Source organism: Maribacter sp. PR1, from assembly GCF_028464145.1.
Taxonomy (GTDB): domain Bacteria; phylum Bacteroidota; class Bacteroidia; order Flavobacteriales; family Flavobacteriaceae; genus Maribacter.
This window is the reverse complement of sequence record NZ_JAQPCG010000002.1, coordinates 409,343-427,696: the sequence shown is the minus strand read 5'-3', so window position 1 is coordinate 427,696 and position 18,354 is coordinate 409,343. Positions and strand designations below refer to the sequence as shown.

15 protein-coding genes are annotated in these 18,354 nt (G+C 37.2%); 7 read left to right on the top strand and 8 right to left on the bottom strand.

Annotated features, from left to right (window positions below):
* Positions 1-39 precede the first annotated feature (39 nt).
* Positions 40-1,530 (top strand): ArnT family glycosyltransferase, encoded by a 1,491-nt coding sequence (locus PP182_RS05550; protein ID WP_272650344.1) that lies wholly within the window; start codon positions 40-42, stop codon positions 1,528-1,530.
* On the opposite strand, the gene bioD is transcribed toward PP182_RS05550, so the two are convergent.
* Genes bioD through PP182_RS05535 form a run of 3 tightly spaced genes read right to left on the bottom strand, consistent with a single transcriptional unit; the run spans position 1,516 to position 3,683 of the window.
* Complete coding sequence (gene bioD, locus PP182_RS05545) at positions 1,516-2,133, bottom strand: dethiobiotin synthase (RefSeq protein WP_272650343.1); 618 nt, start codon at positions 2,131-2,133, stop codon at positions 1,516-1,518. The two genes, PP182_RS05550 and bioD, sit on opposite strands and share 15 nt — an antisense overlap.
* Before the next feature lie 2 nt (positions 2,134-2,135).
* The gene (locus PP182_RS05540) at positions 2,136-2,519 is read right to left on the bottom strand and encodes a putative signal transducing protein (RefSeq protein ID WP_272650342.1); all 384 of its coding nucleotides are present in this window, start codon (positions 2,517-2,519) and stop codon (positions 2,136-2,138) included.
* A 3-nt stretch (positions 2,520-2,522) separates the two neighbouring features.
* A complete protein-coding gene (locus PP182_RS05535) occupies positions 2,523-3,683 on the bottom strand; it encodes an aminotransferase class I/II-fold pyridoxal phosphate-dependent enzyme (protein ID WP_272650341.1) in 1,161 nt (386 codons plus the stop codon).
* Positions 3,684-3,961: 278 nt separating this feature from the next.
* Here PP182_RS05535 and PP182_RS05530 point away from each other — a divergent pair, with 278 nt between their 5' ends.
* From PP182_RS05530 to PP182_RS05505, 6 genes are all read left to right on the top strand, one after another.
* Positions 3,962-5,434, top strand: a complete 1,473-nt coding sequence (locus PP182_RS05530) for a PAS domain S-box protein (RefSeq protein WP_272650340.1) — start codon at positions 3,962-3,964, stop codon at positions 5,432-5,434.
* A gap of 193 nt (positions 5,435-5,627) precedes the next feature.
* A complete protein-coding gene (locus PP182_RS05525; protein WP_272650339.1) occupies positions 5,628-7,424 on the top strand; it encodes a M61 family metallopeptidase in 1,797 nt (598 codons plus the stop codon).
* Positions 7,425-7,871, top strand: coding sequence for a hypothetical protein (locus PP182_RS05520; protein WP_272650338.1), 447 nt, complete (start codon positions 7,425-7,427; stop codon positions 7,869-7,871). It begins immediately after the preceding gene.
* A gap of 10 nt (positions 7,872-7,881) precedes the next feature.
* Complete coding sequence (locus PP182_RS05515; protein WP_272650337.1) at positions 7,882-8,430, top strand: DUF2975 domain-containing protein; 549 nt, start codon at positions 7,882-7,884, stop codon at positions 8,428-8,430.
* 10 nt (positions 8,431-8,440) lie between these two features.
* Positions 8,441-8,953, top strand: a complete 513-nt coding sequence (locus PP182_RS05510) for a DUF2975 domain-containing protein (RefSeq protein WP_272650336.1) — start codon at positions 8,441-8,443, stop codon at positions 8,951-8,953.
* A gap of 1 nt (position 8,954) precedes the next feature.
* Complete coding sequence (locus PP182_RS05505) at positions 8,955-9,173, top strand: helix-turn-helix domain-containing protein (RefSeq protein WP_272650335.1); 219 nt, start codon at positions 8,955-8,957, stop codon at positions 9,171-9,173.
* Between the two features lie 632 nt (positions 9,174-9,805).
* On the opposite strand, the gene PP182_RS05500 is transcribed toward PP182_RS05505, so the two are convergent.
* The 5 genes from PP182_RS05500 to glmS form a co-directional block, all read right to left on the bottom strand.
* Complete coding sequence (locus PP182_RS05500) at positions 9,806-10,084, bottom strand: F0F1 ATP synthase subunit epsilon (RefSeq protein ID WP_272650334.1); 279 nt, start codon at positions 10,082-10,084, stop codon at positions 9,806-9,808.
* A gap of 49 nt (positions 10,085-10,133) precedes the next feature.
* Positions 10,134-11,642: a F0F1 ATP synthase subunit beta gene (atpD, locus tag PP182_RS05495; protein ID WP_272650333.1), complete on the bottom strand. Its 1,509-nt coding sequence runs from the start codon at positions 11,640-11,642 to the stop codon at positions 10,134-10,136.
* 167 nt (positions 11,643-11,809) lie between these two features.
* Complete coding sequence (locus PP182_RS05490; RefSeq protein ID WP_272650332.1) at positions 11,810-13,444, bottom strand: SGNH/GDSL hydrolase family protein; 1,635 nt, start codon at positions 13,442-13,444, stop codon at positions 11,810-11,812.
* Between the two features lie 23 nt (positions 13,445-13,467).
* A complete protein-coding gene (locus PP182_RS05485) occupies positions 13,468-16,251 on the bottom strand; it encodes a TonB-dependent receptor (protein WP_272650331.1) in 2,784 nt (927 codons plus the stop codon).
* Positions 16,252-16,437: 186 nt separating this feature from the next.
* The gene (gene glmS / locus PP182_RS05480) at positions 16,438-18,282 is read right to left on the bottom strand and encodes a glutamine--fructose-6-phosphate transaminase (isomerizing) (RefSeq protein WP_272650330.1); all 1,845 of its coding nucleotides are present in this window, start codon (positions 18,280-18,282) and stop codon (positions 16,438-16,440) included.
* Between the last annotated feature and the right edge of the window lie 72 nt (positions 18,283-18,354).

Below are 18,354 nucleotides of genomic sequence, written 5' to 3'. Positions count from 1 at the left end.
TCTATCTTGCAAAGATGGGAAATAAAGTTAAACTTGTGGATGAATCTTAACGTTCTAAAAAAGGCTTTTTTCTGTAATTCCCAACTAAAAAGCAGGACTGTTTTTTTAATTTTAACGGGTGTTACATTTCTAATTCGCTTCCCTTTTTTCTTTAGGGACTATGTAGACCGAGATGAAAGTACCTTTATTCTCCTAGGGCAATCTTGGGTCGATGGGTATTTGCCTTACACCCAACTTTGGGATTTGAAACCTCCTTTAACTTTTGCATTCTTTGCTTCGATAATTTATGTATTTGGAAAAAGTTTTATCGCTATCCGACTTTTTGGAGCTTTACTGGTTGCTATCACGGCATTCTATACCTATAAAATTGGAACCAAAATTACTACCAATCAAATCTCGCTTTGGGCATCCTTATTCTGTATTGTATTGTTAAGTTTATTTGGAAGCCTGCAGGGAGTGATGTCAGAGCATATTTGTATGGCATTTTTTATTCCCGCACTTTATTTGATTGCTTCCAAAAAAGGCCCTGTTTGGCTATTTACCTCCGGATTATTGATGGGCGTGGTTGTAATGGTAAAGCTCAATATGGCCTACCCCATTCTATTAATCGGGTTGTTTCTATGTTACGAGATTTTTAATAGGAAGAATTCGATCAAGCCTCTAGAAGTGCTTTCATTTGGTACAGGAATTATCGTAGTTGTGCTATTGACTATACTTCCTTATTATATCAATAATCAATTTCAAATCTGGTGGGATTCTGTAATATTGGCCTCGTTGGAGTATACCGAAGCAAGGCGCTTCCCCATTTTTAAATTGGCACCAACCTTTATCTTAATTGGTGGCTTTTTATACTATTGTTGGAAAAAAGGCATTATATCATTCAAAAAAAGGACGTCAATACTTTTATGGGTTGCTATAATTGGCGTATTAATTTCGTTTTTCAAGGGAGGAAGGGTCAATGGCCATTATCTCATCCAGGTACATCCAATGTTGGTTATTCTCGTCGCCATAATGATTCATCAACTATATCACCAATCTAAAAGAACAATTCCCAAATCATTTCTATTTATTCTGTTATTGATACCTGTAGAAAGTTATTTGGAATATGTAAATGTCGTTAAGAGTAAAATAGCCAGAGGAACTTTTTTTAATGGAGAAGGCTTTAGTGTGCCTTTTTATATAAAAGAGAATCATTTGGATACTGAAAATATCTTGTTTTTTGGATATCATATTGGATATTGGAACCTAAGCGAACTGCCCCCTTCCTTGGCCTCTACCCACCCAAGTAATATTTGCAGGGAAGAACTTTATCCCTTTTTTAACAATCCAAGGAGAAACTCGATGGAGGAACTCCAGTTTTTAATGGAGGAACTTAGACCTAAAACTGTGGTGGTTAGAAAGGGTCGCTTAGTATTCGATAAATTGGAAATTGAAGAAAATGAATACATAAACGCTTATTTGGCTAGATATTATAAAGTAGAGGCGACCGTTGAAAATGCTGAAATTCTGAAACGTTTAGAGGGTCTCTAAGATATGTTTAAACTGTCCAGCATATTTAGCAATAACTTCCTTATCTATTTTTGATTCTTCACCTATCCTTCCAATAAGTGAAACACCCGTTTTATGTAGAATTATATTTTGCGTGTGTGGATTTTCATTTCCATTGAAAAGTACGGAAACATCATAGCCCTTGTTTTGAAGCCATCCAATAGTCAATAAGGTGTGATTTATACTCCCTAGATAGTGTTTAGAAACCACAATGACCTTGTACTCTGGCATAATAATATCGAACATAGTATCCTCCTCATTGAGAGGAACCAAAAGTCCGCCAGCACCTTCGATTACCAAATTTTTTTCCGTAGCCGGTTCATTGATGTGAAAACGGTCAATTTTAACACCGTCAATCTCTGCAGCCGCGTGTGGGCTCATAGCCGTTGTCAGCTCATAGCTACTGGGAAGAATTTTAGTTTCATCATTTGAAATTAGATTCTTTACCGTATCACTATCGGTTTGATCCAAATCTCCGGATTGTATGGGTTTCCAATAATCTGCTTTTAAGGCTTCCGTTATTATCGCCGAAGCAACTGTTTTTCCCACACCTGTTGAAATACCGGTAACAAAGATTTTTTGCATTCTTAACTCGATTTAGTAATCATGCCACAATTTAGGCACTTATATTTTCTTTTCTCAAAAAATGGAAAAAGTTTATAAAAAATTCCTTTCCTGTTATAATATACTTCAGATTTAGCTGCTTTGCAATTGGGACAGATAATTGGGTTATTATTTTCATCCAATGCATACGCTCTAACTTCATTGTAAATTTCCAATGCCCTTTCCTTATCCTTAGTGTAAACCAGTAATTTGACCCCACCTATGGCATTGCTGATCAGCGGATCGGAATTTAGTGTGTTTTCATCCCGAAGGAAGGCAGGAATACCTTCCGACTCTAATTTTCCTTTAAGGATTTGAACATCGGCAACATATTCAAAGGAAGCCAAAAGATAGAATTTACCATCCATACCTTAAATATACTTGGACAATAATTGTAATACCAAACCTATTTCCTCCTTAGAGTTAAAACTATGTAAACAAAACCTAAGTCTTTCCTTACCCTCAGGCACAGTAGGCGACAGAATGGACTTTACATCAAAGCCGTCATCCTTTAATTTATTCGAAACAATCTTTACCGTATCATTTGAGGGAAGTACACAGGATTGAATAGCGGAATTACTGGCTATAAAATAATTGCTCAACTTTTGTTTCTCAATTACACTTTTAAAAAAAACTATATTCTCCAATAACTGCTTTCGCCGATTTACACCATTACTACTTAAATAATCATAAGCTGATAAAACAGTAATGACATTATGGGGAGGTAAGGAAGTTGTATAAATGAAAGTTCTGGAGAAATTGATTAGAAATTCTCGAAGTCCCGCTCCACCAAGAATAGCGGCCCCATGGACTCCCAAGGATTTTCCAAAAGTAACGACCCTAGCAAAGACATCTTTTTGCAAACCTAATTCCTGTATTCTTCCTTCACCATTTTTTCCAAAGACCCCTACGGCATGTGCTTCATCCACGATTAAATGATAACCTTCAGATTTGCAATAAGCAGTTAATTCTTTTAAATCCGGGGCATCTCCGTCCATAGAAAATATGGATTCGGTGACAATATATATTTCTGTATTACTCTGTTTGCCAATTTGAGAGACCGTTTTTCCAATCTTATCTTTTAAAGCTACCAAACTATTATGTGAAAATTTATAGCTTTTGGCATTACTCAATTGCAGGCCATCACGAATACTCGCGTGTATTAGTTCATCATAAAATACAAAATCCCCTCTTTGAGGCACACAGCCAAAAAAACCAATATTTGCATCATAACCCGAGTTATATACAAGTGCTGCTTCAGAATTATGAAAAGTAGCTAATCTCTTTTCCAATTCTTCAAACAAAGAATGATTTCCCGTCAATAGCCTAGAGCCCGTAGCTCCGTTCTGGCCAATGTCATACTTCAGTAACAGCTGAAAAGTTTTTGAAAATAGTTCTTCGCTTCTTGCAAAGCCCAAATAGTCATTGGATGAAAAATCAATAGCGCCGTTTACAGAAGATAATGCTCTAAAAGCGCCTTCCTTCTTACGATTTTCTATTAAAGTTAACAGTCTCGCAGGAAATTTGTTCATGGAGCAAAAATACGTCTCTGCCAATTTAAACCCACATAATTATCAAATTAACTATGGTTTTTCAACGAAGTCTCCAAATCACATAAAAATTGGAAAAAAGAATTAAGAATTTAACCTCAAAAAATTGCGATTATTAAATACTTAAATAAAAGCTAAAAAAATTAAAATTAAATTAAAGTTGAGATTAGACTTTAATTTACAAAAGATTAAATCTAAATTTGCAAACATTTTTTAAAGAATTTTCTTACAAAAAAGGATGTCTTTAAATAACCAATATTATGATGGCAGATAATAACGTTGCATGCGAAAGATTGAGACTATTGGATACGTTGGAAATCATGGACTCCATACCTGAAAAAGTATACGACGATATCACTTCCCTAGCGGCTTCCATATGTGGTACACCAGTAAGTCTTATCACTTTATTGGGTGAAAAAAGACAATACTTTAAGTCACATCATGGTGTCGGCTTTAATGAAACACAGATTGAGGTTTCTATTTGCAAGCATCTAGTAGATGACGATATAGATAAATTAATCGTTGAAGATTTAAGAAAGGATAATAGATTTAAAAACAATCCTATGGTAGCGAAGGAGCCAGGTATTACATTTTATGCTGGCGTTCCTTTAACTTGGTCCAATGGGGTACGACTTGGTTCCTTATGCGTCATTGACAGTCAACCAAAAAAGATAAGTACGGAACAAGTAAAAGCATTAAAAACACTTGCTCAACAGGTTATTCAATTATTAGAGTTGCGGAAAGCTAAAAAAGAAGTAGATCAAAAAAATGAAGAACTGGAAAAGATTTTGAGTTCCTCTCTGGACGTAATTTGTACCGTAGATAGGGAAGGTACTTTTATGCAAATTAACAATGCTTGCAAAAAGATTTGGGGATATAAACCCAAAGAATTAATCGGACAACATTTGATGGATTTTGTTTACAGGAAAGATATACCAATAACCCAAAAATCAACGGAAGCTACCATTTCAGGCAAAAAAACATTGAATTTTGAAAATAGATATATACATAAAGACGGCTCACTAGTTTCGGTACTATGGTCGGCCAATTGGGATGAGCGCGACGAATTAATGTATTGTGTAGCTAAAGATATTACAGAGAGGAAAAAAGTAAGGCTACAACTGGAACATAGCGAGCGGCGTTTTAAAACATTGGTACAAGAAGGAGGTGAACTTATTGCCATATTGGACGAGGATGCCAATTATTCTTATGTGAGTCCAACTTCCACAAAAATATTACAAATAGAACCGGAGGAATTTATTGGAACCAATGCATTTGACTACATACACCCAGAAGACCAAGAATCCGTATTCAATCAGTTCAAAGAAATTTTACAAAAGTCCCAAATAAAAATTGAGCCGTTTAGATTTAAAAACAAAGCGGGGAATTGGAGATGGGTAGAGACTATTGTGACCAATCAAAAGAACGAACCGTCCTTGAATGGAATCGTTGCAAATTCCAGAGATGTAACCGAACGTATCGCATATCTAAAAGCCATAGAAGAACAGAATGCTAGACTAAGAGAAATTGCCTGGACACAATCCCATGTTTTCCGAGCACCTGTAGCCAGACTAATGGGATTAATAGAATTAATTAAGGATAAGGAAATCGAATTTGACGAAAAAGATGAAATTTTAAATTTCATCATTATATCAGCCCAAGAAATTGATACCATCATTAAAAATATTGTTGAGAATTCGGCGAATAAGATAGAATTGGAAGACCTTAAATGAGTAACTAGTCAATATTGACCAATGGTTATTCAATTCTCAGTTAATCAATGAAAAATGACTTTTTTCAAAAATGGATAAAATACCCTTGAATATTTTTAAAAAAGATTATCTAAAAGGCGGTAAAGTAATATTTTAGGTATTACTGCTTAACATAGATAGGATTAGCTTCGGTATATTAGCTAAAAAGTTACTTATGCGTCTTCTACTTATCCTTCTTGTTTTAATTTTATCAAGAAATCCAATAACTGCCCAAACCAACACCTATACTATTTCCTTTGAAAATGCCGTACACCATGAGGCTAAGGTAGAAGTAACTTTCCCTGATTTAAATGAGGATAAGCTATCCGTTAGAATGAGCAGAAGCTCTCCAGGAAGATATGCCCTACATGAGTTTGCAAAAAATGTGTATGGTTTTAAAGCCATGGACAGTAAAGGAAAAAGACTTCCTGTAAGCAGACCGGACCCTTATTCCTGGAATATTACAGGTCATGATGGCACTGTACATATTTCCTATACATTGTTTGCCAACCGTGGGGGTGGCACTTATTCGCAGATAGACGAAACACATGCCCATTTAAACATTCCGGCCACCTTTATGTATGCACCTACCTTATCTGACAGAAAGGTTGAAGTGAATTTTAAGGTTCGGAAAGATTTAAATTGGAAAGTCGCGACTCAATTACCCTTGGTCTCAGGAACTATCTACGCTGCTCCCAACCTACACTATTTTATGGATAGCCCTACGGAAATCAGCGATTTTGGATTAAGGGAGTTTAATGTTGATGGACAAACAATTCAACTAGTATTACATCATAACGGTACTGAAGAGGAACTGAACACCTATTTTGAGAAGGTGAAAAAAGTTGTTTTGGCAGAACAGGAAGTGTATGGTGAATTACCTCGATTTGATTATGGAAAATATACCTTTTTGGCCTGCTATATTCCCAATGCCTCCGGTGATGGAATGGAACATAGAAATTCTACCATTTTAACAAGTACAAGAAGTCTGGACGATGGTGGTATGGAAAGAAATATTGGAACAGTTTCCCATGAGTTTTTTCATGCCTGGAATGTAGAGCGAATACGACCGAATAGTTTGGAACCGTTTAATTTTGAAGCTGCCAATATGAGTGGTGCACTTTGGTTTGCTGAAGGCTTTACGAGTTATTATACTGGGCTAATCCTTTGTAGGGCGGGTTTAAGTTCTCCCGAGGAATATATTGAAGGTTTGTCCGGAACCTTCAACTATGTTTGGAATTCGCCGGCAAGGCAATTCTTTAATCCAATAGAAATGAGCTTTCAGGCTCCCTTTGTAGATGCTGCAACTGCGGTTGATCCGGTCAATAGGGAGAATATGTTTATTTCCTATTATTCCTATGGAAGTGTATTAGGGCTGGCCTTGGATTTATCATTGCGTAGCGAGGAATTAAATCTAGACGATTACATGAAGCTGGTTTGGGAAAAATATGGAAAAACCCAAACCGCTTATTCAATAGAAGACTTACACCAAAGCTTAAACCAGTACGCTGGCGCGGCATTTGGTGATACTTTTTTTAATTCCTATATCTATAAAAGTGAAATGCCAGATTACCAATCCCTTTTAGGTTCGGTAGGTGTCCTATTAAAGACAAATCCAGAAGTTGCCTATTTTGGTGCTTCGGTTTCCCTTGATGGCGATGGAAATGGAGAAATTAAGACCAATCCCAAAATGGAAAGCCCTGTCTACAAAGCCAATTTAGACAAGGGTGATATCATTACTTCCATAAATGGAGAACCTTTTCCAGATGGGAAACAATTTGATGATTTCCTCTCCCAATTTAAGCCAAAGGACATTTTGAAAATTGAATTTGAGCGTTTTGGTATACCGAAAAGTACCGACGTCGAATTGATTTCCAGTCCAGCCTATAGTATTCTTCCCATGGAAAAAGACGGTGCCAAGCCTACAAAAAAACAACTCGAGGCCAGAAAAGCTTGGTTAAAGGTGGAATAAATGCATATCCAATATTCCCGGTCCCATACGGAAGAAGAGTTAATGGAAATTTTGGCACTTCAAAAACAAAATTCACCCACTAACTTTTCCGAAGAGGAAAAGCAAAAAGAAGGATTTATTACGATTTTACATTCCTTTGATCAATTGAAAAATCTGAATGATGATTGTCCACATATTATTGCAAAATTTGAAGGAAAAGTGATTGGCTATGCCCTTTGCATGACTAAAAAATTCGCCAAAGAAATACCGCTGCTTACTTCCATGTTTGAGAATGCAGATATCCTTTTAAAAGAAAAAAGTTATTTGGCCATGGGCCAAATATGTGTTTCCAAAGACTTTAGAGGATATATCTTGGAAATTCATTTGTTGGGACTGGAATTAAATTTTCCTTTTATCAATATTTTATTATTGTTTTTCAATAATATTATTATATTTGTTATTGAATAACAGTAATTTTATGAGAAATCCACTCTCCTCATTTTCTGGTCTTGTTAATATTATCCTTTTTGCCGTCTTTCTTTCTACGTTCGATGTTATCATTAATAGTATATCCAAGGGTTATTTTGTAATAAAGTATTTATTGATTCTCTTTGGTATTCTCAATTCTTCATTTGAGGGGGTTATTGACTTTTTATTCCCTACTCTATTATTTATTGATTTCCTTCTATCTTTTTACCTGCTTTGGCTGCTGCTCCAATTTGGCAAACTTTTTTATAGTGCAAAACCAAGCTCCTTTTTTTCAACTAAGAATGGGAAGATATTTGAAACCATAGGAAAAGGGATGATTCTCTATACCGTACTCATATTACCCGTAAGAATTTTACTGAGCAGTTTTGAAAAAAATACTGAATTTGGGGACCTTATAAATTATAGTTTAGAAAGAAATTTAATAGAGATCATAAATGCTCATTATCCTTCATTGATTATAGCTGTTTTTATCTTGATAATTTCTCACCTAATAAGAGATGGGCGTTTACTAAAAAGAGAAAACGACCTAACCATATAAAATTACAATTATGAAAATGTTCGGTCCAAAATCAATTTCAGCTTTCTTATTTTATTTGTTTCGCTCTATCACAATAGGATTAGGAATATTTACAAGCTATGTTGCCATCTCATTTGGCACAGGTAATTTTGAATCAATGGATGGAAGGTATAAAATGAATATTCCACTATTGGAAAACTATATACATGGAGAGCATAAAACCAATGTGTTCATTACCATTTCTATTGGCTTGCTTTTTGGCACTATTTTTCTCTATATGCTTTCCAATATTTTTAAAACCTTTAAAAGGGAAACGCTCTTCACCCAAATTGCGGTTAAAAGAATGAATCAATTTGCTTTACTAAATTTACTAGGTAGCCCATTTCTATACTTGATAATCCATTATATTATAATGAAACACAATCATTATAGGGATATCCATAATCCTATTATACATATAACATTGGGGTTATTAATACTTTATGGTACAGCAGTTTTCAAGCGTGGTTTTGAAGTACAGTCTGAGCATGATTTAACAATCTAATATGGGAATCGTTGTTAACTTGGATGTAGTTTTGGCCAAACGAAAAATGAAGAGCAAGGAACTTGCCGAAGCCATAGGTATAACGGAGGCCAACCTATCCATCTTGAAATCTGGAAAAGCAAAGGCTATTCGATTCTCTACTTTGGAAGCTATTTGCAAAGAACTGGAGTGCCAACCCGGGGATATCCTAGAATTTCGTTTAAAAGAATCCCTTACTTAGAGTTCAGTAGCCCGAATTTTTATTTTATGGTGTGGGTCCGTAGCATTCCAAAGATCCACTTTTAAGAATTTAGCAATTTCCACCCCCATTTGTAAAGCAACCTCAGCATCATGACTAAAATAAACACGCTTTCGACCTCCCTTCTTTAGCCATAAATTAATTTCATATCTTATAGGTGCTCTAGTATCAAAATTTATAGAATAGGTTTTATGGGCCTTAAAAACTGAAATATAATCAACTGGAGAAAGTAGTACCCAATTTCCAAAACTTATAGGTCACAGTTGCCATCGCCTCATGATACGACTTGACTTTCTGTCTAAAACAATACTGTTACTTTTAGCAAATAATACACCCATACCCGCCATAATAATGGCTGTATATAGACTGGTTATTTGAAACCTTTCGTAACTATATTCAGACCGAAGTAAGTTATAACCCCAAAAAAATAATATCAGGAAAAAAACTAGTAGAGAAAAAGCTAGGGCCGCCATTATCAATTGAGTTATTGGCGGGCGACCCTCGGAAATTTCAAGTTGGTTATTATTATTCAAACGATTAGAAAATTGAATGATCAATATAAAAAAACCCACTACAAAAGCAGTGGGTTCTTGATTTTTTTAATAAAATATTGACTAATCCGCTAAAACAATAACTTTATTGTTTTTCAATTCAACCGTACCACTGGAAATCTCCAAAATTGTATTTCCGTTTTGGTCTTTAGTAAACTTAGCGGCATATTCCTCAGCAATAGTCATATTGCCCTGAACTTTGACCTTACCGGCCTGTAATAAGGACACAATAGGTGCGTGGTTTTGCAACATTTGAAATTCACCATTGATTCCTGGAACGGTTACTGAATTAACGTCCCCAGAAAATAAAGTGGCCTCGGGCGATACTATTTCTAAATACATACTTATTAATTTTAAAAGATGCTTCGACTTCGCTCAGCACTTACCTCGGCTAAGCTTCGGCAAGCATTTTTTCACCAGCTTCAATAGCTTCCTCAATAGTTCCTTTAAGGTTAAAGGCTGATTCTGGCAAATGATCTAACTCACCGTCCATAATCATGTTAAAGCCTTTGATAGCATCTTTAATGTCTACCAATACACCAGGGATACCTGTGAATTGCTCAGCAACGTGGAAAGGTTGTGACAAGAAACGCTGCACACGTCTCGCTCTACCAACGGCTAATTTATCTTCTTCGGAAAGTTCCTCCATACCCAAGATGGCAATGATATCTTGAAGCTCCTTATAACGCTGCAAAAGCTCTTTAACACGCTGCGCACATGCATAATGGTCTTTCCCTAAAATTTCGGCTGTCAAAATCCTTGAAGTAGAATCCAAAGGATCCACAGCAGGATAGATACCTAGCTCCGCAATTTTACGAGACAATACCGTATTTGCATCCAAGTGGGCAAACGTAGTTGCCGGAGCCGGATCTGTTAAATCATCCGCAGGTACGTATACCGCCTGAACTGATGTAATAGACCCTCTTTTAGTTGATGTAATACGCTCTTGCATGGCACCCATCTCCGTTGCCAAAGTGGGTTGGTATCCTACCGCTGATGGCATACGACCTAAAAGTGCCGATACCTCCGAACCCGCTTGTGTAAAACGGAAAATATTATCTACGAAGAATAAAACGTCTTTTCCTTGACCTTCCCCTGCTCCATCACGGAAGTATTCTGCAATAGTCAAACCGGAAAGCGCCACACGTGCACGGGCTCCCGGTGGTTCGTTCATTTGTCCGAAAACGAAAGTCGCTTTCGATTCTTTCATCGCCTTTTTATCTACTTTCGATAAATCCCAACCCCCTTCTTCCATGGAGTGGATAAAATCATCACCATATTTGATAATACCGGACTCCAACATCTCACGAAGCAAATCATTTCCTTCACGTGTTCTCTCACCTACACCGGCAAAAACAGAAAGTCCACCATGCCCTTTGGCGATATTGTTAATCAATTCCTGAATCAGAACCGTTTTTCCTACACCGGCACCACCGAACAAACCAATTTTTCCTCCTTTTGCATAAGGCTCTATCAAATCGATTACTTTAATACCTGTAAACAATACTTCTGTAGAGGTGGAAAGGTCTTCAAATTTTGGAGCTTCCCTATGAATTGGCAAACCATCTTTTCCAGATTTTGGTAAATCTCCCAAACCGTCGATTGCATCACCGATTACATTAAACAAACGGCCATAAACGTCATCACCTATAGGCATTTGAATCGCAGAACCTGTTGCAACAACCTCAGTCCCCCTACTCAGTCCATCTGTAGAATCCATGGAAATAGTTCTTACCGTATTTTCTCCAACATGTGACTGAACTTCCAAAACCAATTTGGTATTATCCTTATTGGTAATCTCCAATGAGTCATAGATTTTAGGAAGGTCATCTCCCGATTGAAATTCTACATCAACCACCGGTCCAATGATTTGCGAAACTTTACCTGTAACTTTTGACATTACTATTCTGTTTATATATTACTTTAAAAATATCTTAAAAAATGCTCTGGTTTTCAGGCTGCAAAGATATGTCTTTCCCTTTTAAACAAAAATTGTTTTTTCGGGTTTTTTACAAAACAAAAAGGATGCATCAAAATGCACCCTTTTTGTTTATTTCAAACCTTCTTTTATTGTAGTGTCGGCGAAAAGTTTGTAGGATAATTACCGACATTGACCAAATTACCCGATGCTTCAAAATTAGAACCATAAGTGGCATCAATAGCTTTCATAAATTCATTGGCAAGAAGTGCATACCCTCTTGCTGTTGGGTGTATACCATCCAAAGAAAATGCACTACCTGTTACTAAATTTGCAGTTAAGGTAAAGTCACCACTTGTAATGCCTCCATTTGCCAATTGATCCAACAATGTATTGGCATCTACCAAAGCTAACCCTGCTTGACTTGCAACCGTTGCTATAATTTGATTGAACGCCTCCGTTGCAACTGCTATTTCTTCTTGCTCGCTAGGTATTAAAACCCATTTATCTTCTAAAGGAAGTGAAATTCCTTCTACTGAAAACTGCCCAGCTAATTCCTCTGGTAAGCCAGCGTTCATTAAAGCACCTACCGATTCTACATTTACGGTACCTATAATAGAAGAGCTTGGTAAAACAAATAGGTCATCTGCGGTAGCTTCTCTTGTTTGGCCATAGGTATTTCCTAATAATGTTGCGACCAAAGGTGCCGCCTGTGCAGGCAAACCAAAAGATTGCACGAAGGCAGGAAAGGTAGGACTGGCACTTAATACACCGGTAATTTGTGCTGATAAGTCCGTTAAGGTTTCATCTCTAATAACAACTTCACTTGCAGCTGTAGTAGAAAATTCTATAGAACGTTCAGGTACACCTAAAAAAACATAGACCTGATTTAACTGACCAAAAATTCCATTCAGTGTGGCTATTTGTGGTCCAAAATCAGGATTTGTAGGGTCTAATGGATTATGAGGTACCGTTGTAAAATGCGGAATACTAGTCACATTAGGAATATTAGCCACAACTCCCTGAGCACCACCAGCCGTTAACGTGGCCACAAGTGCACCGTAGCTACCATCAAAACCAACTCCTGGAGCACCAGAAACTGGTGTTATTGGATTAGTGCCATCTCCACCAGTGGTTGCGTAACCCAAAACATCATTGTTACCTATCCAAAGTGAGAAAAAACTAGGAGATTGCGATACTGCCATCTCTAGTACACTTATTTCCGGTGTTGATCCTGTCATTCTAACAAAATAAGGATTGGCAAGTCCCAAAGAAACATTACCTAAATTTCCATAACCTGGCGCTAATAGATGGAAGCTTTTTGCTCCCGGTACGCCCAAATTATTGAATGGCCCTGTTGGATTATTAAGAACGATATCGGTTCCAACGGTCACAGGACCAATAACAGATTCCAATGGTACAGGACCAGCTCCACCAAAAACCAACCTTGGGCCCTGTATTCTATCTCCCGCTGCAGCGAGACCTCCAAGGTTATCACTAGTTAATGGTTGAGTAAAATCTCCACCTCCAACAAGAGTGAATTTTTGGGAAAGAATATTGGGTAACGAATAGGTTTGACCCGCTTGAAACAAAGCGCCATCGGTAAAACCAGCGGTTAATGAGTTTCCTAGAGATACGTAGTTAGAGAAATCTGCAGATCCTGCGGTCAATTCCGGTAGATCTTCCACTACAATTGGCTCTTCAAGCAAAACATCCTCAGGGTCATTACAGGCAACAAACCCTAAAACCAAAGAAGAGAGAACTATATATTTAATTTTTTTCATTTTAAACCTTATTAAATTTTCAATTAGTTATTGATGGTCCAGGATAGATAGTACATAGACCCTATGAATCCGGTTCCAAAAGCCGTAAAATATTCATCACCCAATAAATTATTAGCTCCAAGTTTAAAAGAAGATTTTATGCTTGGTACCGAGTAATTTATTTGCGCATCCACTACATGAAACTCCGGAACTAGACCATTTCCAAAGGTAGCTTCCCAAAAATAATCGTCGCTAAAACGGTAGTTTACATTAAACCCAAAATTTTTGAAAAGCTCTTCGTTACCAAAAGAAGCCTTAAACTTATGTTCGGGCGTATTAAAGTTTAACATAACATCTGGGTTTGCTTCCCTATCGAAATCGAGTTTGGTAAACGTATAACTCCCGCTTAAATCAAAATCTCCTAATACTTTCATAGTAAGACCCAAAGAAGCACCATAAGAGTTTACGTCAGCATCCGAATTTGTATAAGCACTATATGCTTGAAAATCATCGTTTGAAATAGCTGCTATAGAAAGTGACCCATCGCCAACAGTTCCGTAGTAGGGAGCAATAACAACTTCTTGGGATATGAAATCCTTATAACTATTATAATAGGTACTAAAATCAATGACTAATTTATTCAGCTTGCCCCTATAGCCTACTTCAAAAGAAGTCACCTGTTCAGGATTGATAATATCAGGATTCGCAATTTCTAAGTCGGCAGGGTTTCCTGTTTCCCCCAAACGTTCGACCGAACTTAAAGTATATGAATTTTCATAAGCGGCCCTTCCCGTTTGCTCAATGGAAGCAGGTTGACCTAAATCCTGTCCACCACCACTCACTTCAAATGGTCGAGTATATCGATCTAAATTATCCGGTGCGGAACCAACCGAAATTGCCCTACCGGCATCTAGACCTATAAATAAATCCTGTGTAGTGGGATTTCTGAACCCTGTTTGTACCGATGCTCGAATATTGTGGTTACGGTTGAGTGACAATCCAGCTGACAACCTGGGCGAGAAGAAGCCGTCAAAAAACTCTGATTTATCGTAACGTACAGATCCCGTTAGCTTGAGGCTTTTTTCGTTTTGCAGCGCTATAGACTTTTGCAACTGTGTATATAATCCAAATTCGTTATAAGTAATTGGTCCGTCAAAATCCGTGTAAATTGTACCAGAAGAATTTAAATTATATCTTCTATATGAACCTCCTACTTGTATTTCGGCAAAGTCTATTAATTCACTAAAGTTATAATTTGCATCAGCATGGTAATATTTAGAGGCATCCTGAAATTTTGAACCCGTAGACAAATCCGGGTTATTAATGCTTCTGTTAAATGCCGATTGGAACTCAGGAGAGCCAGGTAAAAAACGACCAGACTCCGCTTGCGCCCTAGCTGCTGCATGTGCTTGCTCGTCCGTGGCTCCCGATAGCGTCGCCTGTACATAAGTACCTGTATATTCACCGAACCAAGTATTGTCATCCTTCCAAGCTCTGTTTATATTTATACCGGTGAACACCATATCGTAGGAGTCACCAGCCTTATCCGCAACAACGTAACCACGAACAAAGAAATTATCATCCCTTATTTCCAATTTATGCTGCTCTTGAAAGAAGCCGTTAATATTATATCTATTCGTTCCCTGATAGATTGTAGAACCCGTTCCAACCTTACCCACATAGGAAAATTCTAGGTTACTTCCTTCAATAGGCCTATAATACAACCCCCAATCGGCTTTGATGCTTTCCGCATTATAATTGGTAAGATCTCTTTCATTATATCCAGTTCTACTTACTTCTTGAGAAGGCACCAAGGCGTTGGCTCCTGCTGGTAGTATTCCAAGTCCTTCCAAGGTTACGGCTACGTCCTTTATATCAGCCGAAACTTCATCTCCATATACATTGATACCATCGTAATTTAAATCTGCCCTTGTCCTGGTTGGGTCAAATTTATCTACCTCACTTGTTGCGGCCCAATCGGTTCCTTTTAAATATCCAAAATTTACCTTGGCAGCAAACTTGTCGCTGAACTTGTATGCCGCTCGTATACCAACATCAGTATAGGAATTATCCCCTGCTGATTCCTGGGAAGTTATCCCTCTTTTTATGGAAATACTAATTCCTTCATAATCGAACGGACTTTTACTCCTCATAAAAAGAATACCGTTAAATGCATTTGCACCATATAAGGCTGAAGAGGCACCGGGTAGAAGCTCAACACTTAAAACATCGGTCTCTACCATACCTACCAAGTTTCCAATAGGGAAGTTCAATGCAGGTGTAGAATTATCCATACCATCCACCAATTGCATAAATCGAGTATTTGCAAATGAGGCAAAACCTCTAGTGTTTACAGATTTAAAAGTCAAACTATTAGTGTTGACATCAACCCCTTTTAAATTTTCTAAACCGCCATAAAAATCTGCAGAAGCAGTATTTTTAATGGCCTCGATACCCATACGTTCTACCGTAACCGGGGATTCGAAAATACGTTCAGGTGTTCTGGAAGCAGAAATTACAACTTCATCCAAAAAGGTTTGCGCTTCCGAAAGAACTACCCTAATAGTTTGATTATTAGATGTAATGCTTTCTTGCCCGTCGGTATAACCAATACTCGTAATGCTTAACTGAAATGGAGGAACTTCAGAAGTTTGTAGCACAAAATTACCATCAAAATCTGTAGTTGTTCCAATGGCCTTTCCTACAATCACAATATTGGCACCCGGTATGGGTTCGCCGTTTTGATCAACAACGTTACCATTGATCGTAGTTTGTGAAAAAGCAAAACCTCCCACAAAGACCAAGGCTAAAAATAGAATTGTTCTCATTCTAAAATTGAGTTAAAATTAGTTTGGTGTGAATTTACCAATTATTTTAAATCAATAGCACAAAAATGAAATAAATTATGCATGCATAGTATTTTTTTAACAAAAATACCCCCTATAAAAAGAGAAAAAACCAAAAAAAAGGGTAGTCTTTTAGACTACCCTTAAAATTTGCTATTTTTTAAGTTGTTATTCAACAGTTACCGACTTTGCTAAATTACGTGGTTGGTCTACATTACAACCTCTCATTACAGCAATGTGATAAGACAATAACTGTAACGGTATTGTCGTAAGTAATGGAGTTAAGCTCTCTAAAGTTTCAGGAACTTCTATAACATGATCCGCTAATTCCTTCACTTGTTCGTCACCTTCTGTAACGATGGCAATAATTTTCCCTTTTCTGGATTTAATTTCCTGAATGTTGCTTACCACCTTTTCATAATGACCCTTTTTAGTGGCAATAACAAATACCGGCATTTGATCATCAATCAAAGCAATAGGTCCATGTTTCATTTCGGCAGCTGGATAACCTTCTGCATGTATATAACTAATTTCCTTAAGTTTTAAGGCTCCCTCCAAAGCTACAGGGAAATTATAACCTCTTCCCAAATAAAGACAATTGGTAGAATCTTTATAAACATTTGAAATAATCTCGATTAACGGATTAGACTCCAATGCCTTTTCAACTTTGTCCGGGATCGTTTCTAACTCCGTTAGGAATTCGTGGAACTTAGTTTGTGAAAAAGTGCCCTTTTCTTTGGCTAATTTTAGTGCCAGCAAGGTAAGAACCGTTATTTGAGTTGTGAAAGCCTTTGTCGATGCCACACCAATTTCCGGTCCAGCATGCGTATATGCTCCTGCATCAGATTCTCTAGCAATTGAAGAACCTACCACATTACATACTCCAAAAACAAAAGCTCCTTTTTCTTTTGCCAATTTAATTGCCGCTAATGTATCTGCCGTTTCACCGGATTGTGAAATTGCTATCAATACATCCTTCTCGGTAATTACAGGGTTTCTATATCTAAATTCGGATGCATACTCCACCTCAACAGGAATTCTCGCTAAATCCTCAAAAATATATTCAGCCACAAGTCCGGCATGCCAAGAAGTACCACAAGCAACAATGATAATTCTATTAGCATTCATGAATTTTTCCAAATTTTGGTCTATTCCTGCCATCCGAATAATTCCTTGATCAGCAAGCAACCTTCCTCTGTAAGTATCCTTTATAGCTCTTGGTTGTTCATATATTTCCTTCAGCATGAAATGATCGTAACCTCCTTTTTCAATTTCCTCCAAATTCATTTGAAGCTCCAATATTCTTGGATAGGCTACGGCATCGTTCTTAATCTTCCTAAGTTTTATCTCCTTACCTAACCGAATAATAGCCATTTCTTCATCTTCCAGATATACGGCATTGTTAGTAAATTCAATAAAGGGTGAGGCATCCGAAGCTATAAAAAATTCGTCCTCCCCAACACCAATTGCCAATGGACTACCAAGTTTAGCAACAACGATCTCATCTGGTTTCTTTCTATCAAATACAGCTATTGCATAAGCACCAACCACCTGATTTAAAGCTATTTGTACAGCTTGCCCTAATTTAACCTCTTCCGTCTTTTTAACCTCCTCTATTAAATTTACCAGAACCTCAGTATCCGTATCAGAAATAAAGCTATAACCACGCTTAATCAACTCCTTTTTAATGGACTCATAGTTTTCTATAATTCCGTTATGGATTATCACCAGATCCCCAGAATTCGAGTAATGTGGGTGAGAGTTAACATCATTTGGAACACCGTGGGTAGCCCATCTCGTGTGTCCAATTCCAACAGAACCCTTTTGAGATATTGTCTTAGCCTTATTGTTTAGGTCTTCGACCTTTCCTTTGGTTTTAACTAAATTTATATCGCTTCCGTCGAATAGTGCTACCCCGGCACTATCATATCCTCTATATTCCAGTCGTTGCAACCCTTTTATTATTATGGGGTAAGCATCCCTATGTCCTATGTAGCCAACAATTCCGCACATATTATTTTTAATTAGGTTTATTAGTATTACTACAAAAGTATCCTAAAAGATAGAACTTCAGGACCTTAATTG